Consider the following 13,985-nt stretch of genomic DNA (forward strand, 5'->3'; position numbering starts at 1 on the left):
CGTCAGAACTGTGCCCCCAGCCGAAACGGCTGGGGGCACAGTGTTGTTCTGTCAGGCTCGCTCGGCGGCATCGGCCTGCGCCGCGACGCCGTCGAGGACGGCGCCGAGCGTCATGAGCCCGGCGACCGGGCCCTGCGCGGAGCGGTACCAGTCCAGGGGCGCGCCGACGGTGCCGCCCCAGGTCCCGACCCATCCCCGCAGGTCGCCGAAGGCGTGCGCGTAGGGCAGGCCCCGCTCGAAGAGCAGTGCGCGCTGTTCCGGGGGCAGCGCGCCGACGTTCGTCGCGATCAGGTACTGCCGCATCCCGCCCACGCCGGCCGCCAGCCTGCTGCCCGAAACGGTCCGCTCCGGCAGCAGGAGCGCGGCCACCGTCAGACCCAGTCCGAGGATGATCACGGCGAGCGCCCAGAGCACCGTCGCCCCGACGAACGCGCAGATCAGCGCCGCGATCGCGCCGACCTCGGTCACCGCGAACGCGAGCGCCGTCCGGCGCGCGCGGGGGAGCGTGCGGACCCAGCCGCGTTCGATCACGGACGCGCGGGCCGCGGAACGGGCCCCGGACAGCGCCAGGGGCCGGGCGCCGCCCGCGAGCTCGCCGGTGGTGGTGGACTCGGCACCGTCGGGCAGGATCGCGTCGACGACGGCGCGCTCGGCGGGGGAGGCCGCGCCGTCGAGCGGCGCGCGCCGGGAGATCTGGTAGTCCCCGCCCGGCAGCTCGGCGATCCAGAGGTAGCCGCGGACCGCGAGGTCGAGCACCGTCGCGCCGATGTCGGACGGGCGCACCCGGCCGTCCACCAGGGCGCCGACCTGGCCCGGGAGGACACCGTCGGGCGAGGCGAAGGCGACGCTGCCGCCCCGTCCACCCGCGGCGTCCGCGGGGATCAACAGGTCGGCCGTCGGACCCGCGGACCCGGCCGCCGCGTCGTCGGCGCGGCGGCGCAGGAGCGCGAATCCGGCCACGGCCAGGGCGAGGACGGTGCCCAGCGACAGTGCGACCAGCGCTGCGGTGCCGGCCTCGGCGGGGCGGGACGGGGCCGCCGAGGTGAACCTCGCGTCCGCCTTCACCGTTCCCGCGGGCAGGAGCACGGTGAAGACCGCGGCCTTGCCCCTCGGCAGTCCGGTCTGCTGCATGGAGACGTGCCCCGTGGCGTCGGTCTCGGTCATGGAGCACAGGCGCCGCTCGCCGGGACTGCCGATGCCGCAGAGCGGCGAGTCCGGCGCGGCGGCCGGCGAACCGAACGTGGCGGTGAGGCGTTCGAGGTCGACGGTGTACCCCGCGGCGATCGGCCAGGTGAACTGCTGCAGCTCCGGGCCGTTCTCCACCGTGCCGCGCACGGTGTACGCGACCTTGGTGGTGCCGCCCGGCGCGGAGACCTGCAGCGCGCCGTCGGTGACCGTCGCGGTGCCGTTCTCCGCCTTCACGTCGGACACCGTGAAGTGCTGGACCCGGGAGCCCTCGACCTGCACGTCGAGCGGGAGACGCTGCGCCACCGCGCGACCCGTCGGTGCGGTGATCGTCGTCGTGACGGCGAGCCCGCCGTCGTCGCGGAGGTCCATCACGACGTCCACCCCGACGCCGTTCGGATCGGCCGCCGCGGGCGCGACGGCCAACAGCACCGCCAGCAGTCCCACCAGCACGATCGCCACCGGCCTCCCGAGCAGCCCGGCACCACGCATCCCTCTGTCCTCCCGCATGGCTAGGTACGATAACGGACGTCCAGGGGTGGAGAGGGGCGCAGACGTGGGGAATCCGTACGATCCGCAGGGCCGCGGCTATCCGCGTCCGGGCTCGTCCGCGGGGCGTCCGCAGCCGCGCCGCGTGCCCGTTCCGCCGCCCGCGCAGGCCCCGCGCCCCGCACCGGCGCGGGGACTCTCGGGTCAGTACCGCATCTCCTCCGGCGTCCGCAGGCCGACGGTGCCGCCCCGCCCGGCAGGCCCGGTCCGTCCGTACGCACCGAGCTACGGCCCCGGTGCCGCACGACCCGGAGTCCCGCGGCCGCAGGCGCCGCACCCCGCGTATCGGCCCGTCCCGCAGCGACCGGTCCCCGCGGCGCCGCCGCGCGTCGTCCCGCCCGCCCAGTGGTCGATGCCCGCCCCGTACCGAGGCCCCGTCGGGCCCGTCGGGTACGGGCGCACCGTCGGCTCCGGAGCTCCGGCGTGGGCACCGGTCCCGCCCGCGCGCTCCGGCGGCGGGCCGTGGGTCGCCGTGCTGGTCGTCGCGATCGTGGTGATCATCGCGCTCCTGCTGGGCGTCGCGGTGATCGCGCTGGCGGGCAGATCGACGGTGGACACCGGTGCGTCCCCCACCGGGGCGTCGGGCGGCACCGTCACCACGACGGAGGTCACCACGACGACGTCGGCCACCACCACGAGCGCGACCGCACGGTCCGAGACCACCGGCCAGTCCGTGGCGGCCGGCACGACCCCGACGGGAACCGCTGCGCTCCAGGGTAACCCGCTGTTCGCGAATGCGAGCGCAGGGCTGCTGACCCAGCCCTGCACCGCGGCGGGCTGGCCCTCCGACAGCGCCGCGGGCAAGCGCTTCTTCGACAGCATCGCGCCGTGCCTCGACCGGGCCTGGCAGTCCGCGACCGAGGCCGCCGGCCTGAGCTACCGCAAGCCCACCGTGCTGGTGCCGTCCGGTACCAAGCTGTCCTCGCCGTGTGGCACGACCGACCTGGCGGCGGAGAACGTGGCGGCGTTCTACTGCCCCTCGAACGAGACCCTGTACATGCCGCCCAGCGGGCTGCAGGTGGACCGCTACGGGAACCAGCCGGTGATCTACCTGTCCGTCTTCGCGCACGAGTACGGGCACCACGTGCAGCGGGTGACCGGCATCCTCGCCGCGGAGGTGCGGCTGGAACGGCAGTACGGCCGTACCTCGGATCGCGGGCTCGAGGTCTCGCGCCGCACCGAGCTGCAGGCGCAGTGCTTCAGCGGGATGCTGGTGAAGTCGGTGAGTGACACCGGTGGTCAGTTCACCAGCCGCGACTACCGGACGGCGTTCGAGGACCAGGAGCGGGGCGACCAGCCCGGCTCGGACCGCGACCACGGGACCAGCGCCCACGCCCAGGGGTGGTGGAACACCGGCTACCAGACGAATCGGCTGGCCCGGTGCAACACGTGGGCGGCGTCGTCGAGCGACGTGGCGTGAGCCCATCCCCGCCCGGCGGAACCGCCTCGCGTGCGCTGACTAGAATCGTGGGGTGACTACTGCGCCGCGCGACTCCGCTCTCGACCGACTCCCCGCCGCCTGGGAGCCCGGTGCGGTAGAGGCGGACATCTACTCCGGGTGGGTCGAGGCGGGCTACTTCACCGCCGACAACACCTCGCCCAAGCCCGCGTTCTCCGTGGTCCTGCCGCCGCCGAACGTGACCGGCAGCCTGCACCTGGGGCACGCCCTGGACCAGACCATCACCGACGCGCTGTGCCGCCGCAAGCGGATGCAGGGCTACGAGGTGCTGTGGCTGCCGGGCACCGACCACGCTGGTATCGCCACCCAGTCGCTCGTCGAGAAGCAGCTCGCCGCCGAGGGCACGAGCCGCCGCGAGATCGGCCGCGAGAAGTTCCTCGAGCGCGCCTGGGCCTTCAAGGAGGCCAGCCACGGCAACATCACCGGCCAGATGCGCCGCATCGGCGTCGGCGTCGACTGGTCCCGAGAGCGGTTCACCATGGACGAGGGCCTCTCGCGCGCCGTCCAGACCATCTTCAAGCAGCTCTTCGACGCCGGCCTGATCTACCGCGCCGAGCGCCTCGTCAACTGGTCGCCGGTGCTGCAGACCGGCATCTCCGACCTCGAGGTCGACCACAAGGAGGTCGACGGGGAGCTCGTGTCCTTCCGATACGGGTCCCTCAGCGACGGTGAGCCGCACATCGTCTGCGCCACGACCCGCCTCGAGACGATGCTGGGCGACACGGCGATCGCCGTCCACCCGGACGACGAGCGGTACCGCGCGCTGGTGGGCACCACCCTCGAGCACCCGTTCCTGGACCGCCGGATCCCCGTCGTGGCCGACGACTACGTCGATCCCGAGTTCGGTTCCGGCGCTGTGAAGATCACCCCCGCGCACGATCCCAACGACTTCGCCCTCGGTCAGCGGCACGGCCTGCCGATGCCCACGATCATGGACGAGACGGCCCACATCGTCGGCACCGGAACCGCGTTCGACGGCCTGGACCGATTCGCCGCCCGCAAGGCGATCCGCGAGGCGCTGGCCGAGCAGGGCCGCATCGTCAAGGAGGTCCGCCCGTACCGGCACAGCGTCGGCCACAGCGAGCGCTCCGGCGAGCCGATCGAGCCGCGGCTGTCGATGCAGTGGTGGGTCAAGGTGGACCGGCTGTCGAAGGCCGCCGGCGACGCCGTCCGCAGCGGCGACACCAGGATCGTTCCCGAGTCGCTGGCCCCGCGGTTCTTCGACTGGGTCGACGAGATGCACGACTGGAACATCTCCCGCCAGCTCTGGTGGGGTCACCGCATCCCCGTCTGGTACGGCCCGGCCGACGCCGACGGCAACCGCGACGTGGTCTGCTGCGGCCCGGACGACGTCCCGCCCGCCGGCTACGAGCAGGACCCCGACGTGCTGGACACCTGGTTCAGTTCGGGTCTGTTCCCGTTCTCCACGATGGGCTGGCCGGACGCCACGGCCGACCTGGCGAAGTTCTATCCCACCTCGACGCTGATCACGGGCTACGACATCATCTTCTTCTGGGTCGCCCGGATGATGATGTTCGGCACCTTCATCGGCGAGGAGCCGAACGCGCCGGGCAAGGTGCCCTTCCACGAGGTGCTGCTGCACGGCCTCGTGCGGGACGAGTTCGGCAAGAAGATGTCCAAGTCGAAGGGCAACGGCATCGATCCGCTGGATTGGGTGGAGGAGTACGGCGCCGACGCGCTGCGCTTCACCCTGGCGCGCGGCACCATCCCCGGCGCCGACCTCAACGTGGGTGCCGATGCCGCGGCGAGCAGCCGCAAGTTCGCCACCAAGCTGTTCAACGCCACGAAGCTGGCGCTGATGAACGACGCGCACGTCGGTGAGCTGCCGGCGCGCGATCGGCTCACCGATGCCGACCGCTGGATCCTGGATCGCCTCGCGGTGGTGCAGGCCGAGGCCGACGCCGCGTTCGACGCCAACGAGCTGGGCAAGGCCTGTGAGGCGCTCTACCACTTCGCGTGGGACGAGCTGTGCGACTGGTACCTCGAGGTCGCCAAGCTGCAGCTGCACGCCGCGAACGACGACGGCGACGCGGAGCTCGGCGAGAACACCCGCCTGGTGCTCGGCAAGGCCCTCGACGTCGTGCTGCGCATGCTGCACCCGACGATGCCCTTCGTCACCGAGGTGCTGTGGAAGGCGCTGACCGGCGGAACCTCGCTGGTGATCGCCGACTGGCCGGCGCGCGACTGGGCCCCCGCCGAGATCCCCGCCGACGGCGTGGAGTCCGCCCGCCGCTTCGCCGACCTGCAGCGCCTCGTCACCGAGATCCGCAGGTTCCGCAGCGACCAGCTGCTCAAGCCCGGCCAGCGGGTCGCCGCGCGGCTCACCGGCCTCGACGAGGCGGGCCTGACCTCCCTGGCCGCCGCGGCCGCGAACCTGTGTCGCCTCACCCCTCCCGAGGAGGGGTTCGCCGCCACCGCGTCGCTCGAGGTCCGGCTGGCCGGGGGCACGGTCACCGTCGAACTGGACACGTCCGGCACCGTCGACCTGGGGGCCGAGCGGGCGCGCCTGGAGAAGGACCTGAAGGCCGCGCAGAAGGAGCTCGACGGGACCACGGCCAAGCTCGGCAACGAGGCCTTCCTGGCGAAGGCGCCGGATGCCGTCGTCGACAAGATCCGCGGGCGGCAGAGCGTCGCGCAGGAGGAGGTCGAGCGGCTGACGGCGCGGATCGCGCAGCTCGGCGGGGGCGCCGCGTGACGGTACCCGCCTTCGCCGCCGACCCCGACGACCTGGCCGAGCTCGCCCGCGTCGAGGCGGAACTCGATCAGCGCTGGCCCGAGACCACGATCGAACCCTCGCTGACGCGGATCGCCGCGCTGATGCAGTTGCTCGGCTCGCCGCAGGACGCGTACCCGTCGATCCAGATCGCGGGCACGAACGGCAAGTCCTCCACGGCGCGCATGATCGACTCGCTGCTGCTCGCCTTCTCGCGCCGGACGGGCCGGATCACCAGCCCCCACCTGCAGCTCGCCACCGAACGCATCGCGGTCGACGGTGCGCCGCTCACTGCGAAGCAGTACGTGGAGACCTACCGCGAGCTCGAGCCCTTCATCGAGCTCGTCGACGCGCAGTCCGAGGCCGCCGACGGTCCGCGGATGAGCAAGTTCGAGGTGCTCACGGCGATGGCCTTCGCGGCGTTCGCCGAGGCCCCCGTCGACGTGGCGGTGGTGGAGGTCGGGCTCGGCGGCACCTGGGACGCCACGAACGTCGTCACGGCAGAGGTCGCCGTGATCACGCCGATCGGCCTCGACCACGTCGAGATCCTGGGCCCGGACATCCCGTCGATCGCGGGGGAGAAGGCGGGCATCATCAAGCGCGCCCCCGAGCGGCTGATCCCCAAGGACACCGTCGTGATCGTGGGCAAGCAGGAGCCGGCCGCCATGGACGTGCTGCTCCGCAAGGCCGTCGAGGCCGACGCCGCGGTCGCGCGTGAAGGGTCCGAGTTCATGGTCGTCGAGCGGCGCGTCGCCGTCGGCGGACAGCAGCTGACCCTGCAGGGCCTCGGCGGCGTGTACGACGAGATCTTCCTGCCGCTGCACGGCGAGCACCAGGCCAACAACGCCGTGGTCGCGCTCGCCGCCGTGGAGGCCTTCTTCGGCGCGGGCGCCGACCAGCAGCTCGACGTCGACACGGTGCGGGAGGGCTTCGCGAAAGCGGCCTCCCCGGGCAGGCTCGAACGCGTCCGCACCGCCCCGACGGTGCTCATCGACGCCGCGCACAACCCGCACGGCGCGCAGGCGCTCGCCCGAACCATCGAAACCGAGTTCGGTTTCCACACGCTGATCGGCGTGGTCTCCGTGCTCGCCGACAAGGACGCGATCGGCGTGCTGACCGCGCTCGAACCGGTGCTCGACACCGTGGTCGTCACGCACAACGGGTCGCCGCGCGCGCTCGAGGTCGAGCGGCTCGCCGCGATCGCCGAGGAGATCTTCGGCGAGGACCGCGTCGTCACCTCGCCCACCATGGTCGACGCGGTCGAGACCGCGATCGCGCTCGCCGACCAGGAGTCGGACGACGGCCTCGACACCGGTGCGCCGGCGTCGGGTGTCGGCGTGCTCGTCACTGGCTCCGTGGTGACCGCGGGAGCGGCGCGTTCGCTGTTCGGAAAGGAACCCCAGTGACCACCCAGCGGTTCACGCCACCCACCAAGGACCCGTGGAAGAGCTTCCGCGGCATCCTGTCCGGCACGCTGATCCTCGAGATGATCGTGATCCTGCTGGCGCTGCCGGTGGTGATCAAGCTGACCTCCGGCCTGACCGCCGTCAAGATCGGGTACGTGCTCCTGCTGGCCGCTGCCTGCTTCGCGGGCTGCATGGTCGTGAAGAAGCCGTGGGCCATCCCCGCGTTCTGTGCGCTGCAGGTCGCCGTGATCGCCGGCTTCGCGGTGCACTGGGGGATCGGCTCCGTGGGCGTCGTGTTCGGCCTGGTCTGGGCGTACATCGTCTACATCGAGCGGGACGTCAAGAAGCGGATGGCGCAGGGGCGCCTCCAGGGCCAGGAGCCGATCTCGGACTGAATCCGGGGCACGGCGACGGGTCATCCGAACGGACTGCGCCGTCGGCGGCACGTTACTGTGTGGGCTGTGACTGAGCGGACTCTGATTCTCATCAAGCCCGACGGCGTGCAGCGCGGCCTGTCCGGGGAGATCCTGGCGCGCATCGAGCGGAAGGGCCTGACCATCGCGGCCCTCGAACTCAAGCACGTCTCCATCGAGGTGGCGCAGGGCCACTACGCCGAACACAAGGAGAAGCCCTTCTTCGGCTCCCTGCTTGAATTCATCACTTCCGGGCCCGTCGTGGCCGCGGTGCTGGAGGGCCCGCGCGCGATCGCGGCGTTCCGTCAGCTCGCCGGCGGTACCGACCCCGTCGAGAAGGCCGTGCCCGGCACCATCCGCGGCGATTTCGGCCTGGAGACCCAGCAGAACCTCGTGCACGGTTCCGACTCGCCCGAGTCCGCTGCGCGCGAGATCGCCCTCTGGTTCCCCGGTCTCGCCTGACCTGCGTCTACCCGCTTCCTCCGGGCCCGCGCCGCGCGAACCGCGCAGCGCGGGCCCGATACTTTTCCGCCGCGGCTGTGACGTGTGGGATGATGAGTCGGACGCACGTCGGCGCGCGCAACCGCGCAGCACCGACCGGCCCGGCAGCTCGGCGAACACCGAGCAAGCGTGCGCCACGCACGAGACACGTGCAGACCTTGACAAACGTGAGGCAACAGATCACCTGGAGCCCCACCACACGACACGCCCCCGCGTGGCCGCGACCGAGTAGTGATCGCGCCCGGGGGTCGGTAGGAGATTCAGTGGCCGACACCACGTCGCCGGAAGAACAGAACAACGAAGCTCGGGAGGAGTTCCCGCAGAAGCTGCGCGTCCACGCGCTGGCGCGGCTGCTGGGGCTCACCAGCAAGGAGGTGCTCGCGCACCTGGGCGATCTCGGCTTCGTCGCGCGCAGCGCGCACTCGAGCATCGACCGCAGCGCTGCGGAGCGCGTTCGCGATCGCATCGCCGAGCTCGCGAGTGCGGCGCCGGATGCCGCTGACCAGCAGGTCGCGGCCGAGCCCGCCCCTTCGGCGCCCGTCGAGCCCGCCGCCGCGGTGCCCGCCGAGCCCGCTGAGCAGCCGGTCGCGGAGACCCCGTCCCTCTTCTCCGAGGCCGCGGTCATCGAGCCCATCGCCGAGGTGGCCCCGTCGACCATCGACACGACGGTGCCGCTGTTCTTGCAGCCCGAGCAGGCCGAGCCCGCGCCGCGGAAGGCGCGCGCGCCGAAGAAGAAGGACGTCGTCGAGGACGCCCAGGAGCCCGAGGTCCTCGCCGAGGACGCTCCCACGACCGAGCAGGACACCGAGCCCGCCGCCGAGGCCGCGGACGCGGCACCGTCGGGCGACGAGTCCGCGGACGACGACGGGGCGGGCAACCGTCGCCGCCGCCGGGGCCGCCGGGGCCGTGGCCGCGGCCGCGGCGAGAACGCCGACGAGCAGGACGGCCAGGAGCAGGTCGAGCAGGCCGACGGTGCGCCGGCGCAGGACGCGAGCACCGACGAGCAGCCGCCCGAGGAGAAGAGCGCGCCCGCCGCGGAGGCGGCGGACGAGGCATCGTCGGACGACGCCGAGGGCGATGACGTCGAGGACGTGACCGACGGCGGCTCGCGTCGTCGCCGTCGCCGTCGGCGTCGCCGCTCGGGTGCGGGGGAGGACGGCGCCGAAGCGGCCTCGTCCGACGACCCGCCCAACACCGTCGTCCACGAGCGCGAGCCGCGCGAAGCGCGCCAGCGCGCCCGTCGCGACGAGGTGCGCGGGATCAGCGGCTCGACCCGCCTGGAGGCGAAGCGGCAGCGTCGCCGCGACGGTCGCGACACCGTGCGCCGCCGTCCGCCGATCCTCACCGAGTCGGAGTTCCTCGCCCGCCGCGAGGCAGTCGACCGCGTGATGGTCGTCCGCGAGCGCACCGGCGTGGGTCCGTCGCAGGGCCAGGACGGCCACACCGTGCCGCATCCCGCCGACTACACCCAGGTCGCGGTCCTTGAGGACGGCGTGCTGGTGGAGCACTTCGTCACCTCGTCCAGCTCGGCGTCGATGGTCGGCAACATCTACCTCGGCCGCGTGCAGAACGTGCTGCCCTCGATGGAGGCCGCGTTCGTCGACATCGGCCGCGGTCGCAACGGCGTGCTGTACGCCGGCGAGGTCAACTGGGACGCCGCCGGCCTCGACGGCAACGCCCGCAAGATCGAGCAGGCCCTCAAGCCCGGCGATCAGGTGCTGGTGCAGGTCTCCAAGGACCCGGTCGGCCACAAGGGTGCTCGGCTGACCACGCAGATCTCCCTCGCGGGGCGCTTCCTGGTGTACGTGCCGGGCGGCGGCTCCGCCGGCATCTCGCGCAAGCTGCCCGACACCGAGCGCAAGCGGCTCAAGGAGATCCTCAAGGAGATCGTCCCGGCCGATGCGGGCGTGATCATCCGCACCGCCTCCGAGGGCGTGAGTGCCGAGGAGCTCGCGGGCGATGTCGCGCGGCTGCAGGCGCAGTGGGCCGAGATCGAGGCCGCGTCGTCGCAGAAGGGCGTCAAGGCGCTCTACGAGGAGCCGGACCTGCTGGTCAAGGTCGTCCGCGACCTGTTCAACGAGGACTTCAGCAAGCTCGTCATCGAGGGCCGCAGGGCCTGGGACACCACCTCGAAGTACGTCGGCGACGTCGCTCCCGACCTGCTGCCGCGGGTCGAGAAGTTCGAGAAGGCCCACGCCGACGCGCCCGACGTGTTCGCGACCTACCGCATCGACGAGCAGCTCGCCAAGGCGATGGACCGCAAGGTCTGGCTGCCCTCGGGCGGCACGTTGGTCATCGACCGCACCGAGGCGATGACCGTCGTCGACGTCAACACCGGCAAGTTCACCGGCGCCGGCGGCAACCTCGAGGAGACGGTCACCCGCAACAACCTCGAGGCGGCCGAGGAGATCGTGCGGCAGATGCGCCTGCGCGATATCGGCGGCATGATCGTCGTCGACTTCATCGACATGGTGCTCGAGTCCAACCGCGACCTCGTGCTGCGGCGCCTCACCGAGGCCCTGGGCCGCGACCGCACGCGCCACCAGGTCTCCGAGGTCACTTCGCTGGGCCTGGTCCAGATGACCCGCAAGCGGATCGGCACGGGCCTCGTCGAGGCCTTCTCCACGCCGTGCCAGGCGTGCGCCGGCCGCGGCATCATCGTCCACGACGCGCCGGTCGAGTCGTCGGCCGGCGGCGAGGACGCGGGTCGCTCGGGGGAGCGGTCCGAGGGCACGGGCCGTAAGAAGCGCAAGCGGGCCAAGTCCGACGGTGCCGCCCCGGCCCCGGAAGCGCAGCCCGCGCCCGCGAAGGAGCCCGTCGCGCACAAGGGCGAGCATCCGATGTTCCGGGCGATGGCGGCGCACCACGATGAGGACGGCCACGACGTGGCGGAGCCCGCCGCGCCACCCGCTGTCGACGCGCCCACGGTCGACGCACCCGCGGTCGACGCGCCGGCGGTCGACGCGCCGGCGGCGGAGACGCCGGAGCCCTCTGCTGTCGAGGTGCCGGAGCCGCCCGCTGCCGAGGCGCCGGCCACCGAACCGGAACAGGTCGTTTCGGCGCAGCCCGAGGCCGCACCGGTGGCTGAGCAGAAGCCGGCGGAGCAGGCACCGTCGGCCCCGCGCCGCCGCAGGGTGGCGCGCAAGGCGCCCACCACGACCTCGACGTCCGCGCAGACGATCGTCGTCGACATCGTGGTCCCTGTTGCGGACGCGCCGACCGCGCCCGCGGGGGACGCCGCGGGGCAGTCGGTCGCGGAGCCGGCGCGCAAGCGGGCCCGGCGCCGTGCCGCGGCCCGGCCGGCGGGACCGGCGGCGGGTGGCGCCGAGGGTGACACTGCAGACAAGGCGGACCAGCCGGTTTGACCCTGGCGTCGGCGTTCCCGTAACCTGGGAAGGTCGCTTTTCCGGCGGCGCGCTCGTGCGTGCGCGGTACCGGAGTACTTGCGTGAAGGCGAGCCGCGCACCTGGCGCGCGCTAGAACTACGAGATGTGTTGAAGAGGTAAGCGGAGAAGATGGCCACGTATGCGATCGTCAAGACCGGCGGCAAGCAGTACAAGGTCGCCGTCGGCGACCTGGTGAAGGTCGAGAAGCTCGACGGTGAGCTCGGGAGCAGCGTCCAGCTGCCCGTGGCGCTCGTCGTCGACGGTGCGAACCTGACCACCGACGCCGCCGCGCTGGAGAAGATCTCGGTCACCGCCGAGGTCGTGGATCAGGTCAAGGGTCCGAAGATCCGCATCCACAAGTTCAAGAACAAGACCGGCTACCACAAGCGTCAGGGCCACCGGCAGAAGCTGACGGTCGTCAAGGTGACCGCGATCGCCTGACCGGCGAACCAAGACCACTCACACTTTTAGTACAGGAGTAGCCAGATGGCACACAAGAAGGGCGCGTCCAGCTCGCGCAACGGTCGTGATTCCAACGCCCAGCGACTGGGCGTCAAGCGGTTCGGTGGCCAGAAGGTCAGCGCCGGCGAGATCATCGTCCGGCAGCGCGGCACCCACTTCCACCCCGGCGTGCTCGTCGGCCGTGGCGGCGACGACACGCTGTTCGCCCTCGCGGCGGGCGCCGTGGAGTTCGGCACCAAGCGTGGCCGCAAGACGGTCAACATCGTGCCGGTCGCCGCGGAGGCCTAGTCCGCAGCACTAGTACGAAGTCTTCTCGAAGGCGGGCGTGGTCTCCTTGTCAGGGACCCGCCCGCTTTCGTCTTTCCGCCCTCGGGCGGTCACCCGGTAGAAAGAGGTTCACCCATGTCCAGGTTCGTCGACCGCGTGACGGTGCACGTCACGGCAGGTAACGGTGGCCACGGCTGCGCCTCGATCCACCGGGAGAAGTTCAAGCCGCTCGGCGGTCCCGACGGCGGCAACGGGGGCCGCGGCGGCTCGGTGATCCTCGAGGTCGACCCGCAGGTGCACACCCTGCTCGACTTCCACTTCCGCCCGCACCTCAAGGCCACCAACGGCAAGCCCGGCGAGGGCGGGAACCGCGAGGGGCGCTCCGGGCAGGACCTGATCCTGAAGGTGCCGGACGGCACCGTCGTCCTGGACACCGACGGCCGGATGGTCGCCGACCTCGTGGGCGCGGGCACGCGGTTCGATGCCGCGCAGGGCGGTCGCGGCGGTCGCGGCAACGCGGCGCTGGTGTCGAAGGCGCGCAAGGCGCCCGGCTTCGCGCTGCTCGGCGAGGAGGGCCAGGCGCGCGATCTGGTGCTCGAGCTCAAGTCGGTCGCCGATGTGGGCCTCGTCGGTTTCCCGTCGGCGGGGAAGTCCTCGCTGGTCTCGGTGCTCTCGGCCGCGAAGCCGAAGATCGCCGACTACCCGTTCACCACGCTCGCCCCGAATCTCGGCGTCGTCTCGGCGGGGGAGACGACCTTCACCATCGCCGACGTCCCGGGACTCATCCCCGGTGCGTCGACGGGCCGGGGCCTCGGGCTGGACTTCCTGCGCCACCTCGAGCGGTGCGCCGTGCTCGCGCACGTCGTGGACTGCGCGACCCTGGAGCCCGGCCGTGACCCGGTGAGCGATGTCGACGCGCTGGAGGCCGAGCTGGCCGCGTACCAGCCGGCGCTGGCCGCCGACACCGGCCTCGGCGACCTGTCTGAGCGGCCCCGCATCGTCGTGCTCAACAAGGCCGACGTGCCGGACGCCGAGGAGCTCGCCGAGATGGTGCGCCCCGAGTTCGAGGCGCGCGGCTGGCCGGTCTTCGTGATCTCCGCGGTCGCGCACACGGGCCTGCGCGAGCTGACCTTCGCGCTCGCCGAGCTGGTGCAGCGCTACCGGGAGGAGCGGGGGACCCCGGTCGCCCGCCGCCCCGTCATCCGGCCCATCGCCATCGACGAGTCCGGGTTCGAGGTCATCTCCGATCCCGCGCAGCCGGGCGGCTTCATCGTGCGGGGCCCGCGGCCCGAGCGGTGGATCAAGCAGACGCCGTTCGACAACGACGAGGCCGTCGGCTTCCTGGCCGACCGGCTCAACCGGCTCGGCGTCGAGAAGGAGCTGGTCAAGCTCGGTGCGGAGCCCGGCGCCCCGGTCACCATCGGCGACGTCTGCTTCAATTGGGAGCCCTCGCTCGGCACCATCGACGACGTGCCGGTCACGGGCCGCGGCACCGACATCCGGCTCGAACAGAACGACCGCGTGGGCGCCGCCGAGCGTCGTCACCAGCACGACGTGCGGCGCGGCCTGGCGAGCGACGACGAGGACGACCTGTGACCGAGGCGCCCGCGACGTCCCACGGCG

General features: G+C 72.3%; 10 protein-coding genes. 9 read left to right on the forward strand and 1 reads right to left on the reverse strand.

Features of this window, described 5'->3' with window-relative positions; all coding sequences use genetic code 11:
• Window positions 1-51 precede the first annotated feature (51 nt).
• On the reverse strand, window positions 52-1,695 hold the full coding sequence (locus tag ABZX10_RS03080; RefSeq protein ID WP_355534404.1) for a hypothetical protein: 1,644 nt from the start codon (window positions 1,693-1,695) through the stop codon (window positions 52-54).
• 46 nt (window positions 1,696-1,741) lie between these two features.
• On the opposite strand from ABZX10_RS03080, the gene ABZX10_RS03085 reads away from it, so the two are divergent.
• The 9 genes from ABZX10_RS03085 to obgE all read left to right on the forward strand — a co-directional run bounded on the left by ABZX10_RS03085 (window position 1,742) and on the right by obgE (window position 13,958).
• Entirely contained in the window at window positions 1,742-3,154 is a 1,413-nt protein-coding gene (locus ABZX10_RS03085) for a neutral zinc metallopeptidase (RefSeq protein WP_355534406.1), read from the forward strand.
• Between the two features lie 52 nt (window positions 3,155-3,206).
• On the forward strand, window positions 3,207-5,909 hold the full coding sequence (locus ABZX10_RS03090) for a valine--tRNA ligase (RefSeq protein ID WP_355534408.1): 2,703 nt from the start codon (window positions 3,207-3,209) through the stop codon (window positions 5,907-5,909).
• Window positions 5,906-7,333, forward strand: a complete 1,428-nt coding sequence (locus ABZX10_RS03095; protein ID WP_355534411.1) for a folylpolyglutamate synthase/dihydrofolate synthase family protein — start codon at window positions 5,906-5,908, stop codon at window positions 7,331-7,333. The genes ABZX10_RS03090 and ABZX10_RS03095 overlap by 4 nt, the downstream gene beginning before the upstream one ends.
• Window positions 7,330-7,728, forward strand: a complete 399-nt coding sequence (locus tag ABZX10_RS03100; protein ID WP_355534413.1) for a DUF4233 domain-containing protein — start codon at window positions 7,330-7,332, stop codon at window positions 7,726-7,728. The genes ABZX10_RS03095 and ABZX10_RS03100 overlap by 4 nt, the downstream gene beginning before the upstream one ends.
• Window positions 7,729-7,794: 66 nt before the next feature.
• Complete coding sequence (gene ndk / locus ABZX10_RS03105; RefSeq protein ID WP_355534415.1) at window positions 7,795-8,208, forward strand: nucleoside-diphosphate kinase; 414 nt, start codon at window positions 7,795-7,797, stop codon at window positions 8,206-8,208.
• Between the two features lie 302 nt (window positions 8,209-8,510).
• Window positions 8,511-11,612: a translation initiation factor IF-2 N-terminal domain-containing protein gene (locus tag ABZX10_RS03110; RefSeq protein ID WP_355534417.1), complete on the forward strand. Its 3,102-nt coding sequence runs from the start codon at window positions 8,511-8,513 to the stop codon at window positions 11,610-11,612.
• Window positions 11,613-11,762: 150 nt separating this feature from the next.
• Entirely contained in the window at window positions 11,763-12,074 is a 312-nt protein-coding gene (gene rplU / locus ABZX10_RS03115) for a 50S ribosomal protein L21 (protein ID WP_355534419.1), read from the forward strand.
• Between the two features lie 45 nt (window positions 12,075-12,119).
• Window positions 12,120-12,383, forward strand: coding sequence for a 50S ribosomal protein L27 (gene rpmA, locus ABZX10_RS03120; protein WP_068571019.1), 264 nt, complete (start codon window positions 12,120-12,122; stop codon window positions 12,381-12,383).
• A 114-nt stretch (window positions 12,384-12,497) separates the two neighbouring features.
• Complete coding sequence (gene obgE / locus ABZX10_RS03125; protein WP_355534422.1) at window positions 12,498-13,958, forward strand: GTPase ObgE; 1,461 nt, start codon at window positions 12,498-12,500, stop codon at window positions 13,956-13,958.
• Window positions 13,959-13,985: the final 27 nt, after the last annotated feature.

The organism is Tsukamurella sp. NPDC003166 (genome assembly GCF_040611135.1).
Taxonomy (GTDB): domain Bacteria; phylum Actinomycetota; class Actinomycetes; order Mycobacteriales; family Mycobacteriaceae; genus Tsukamurella.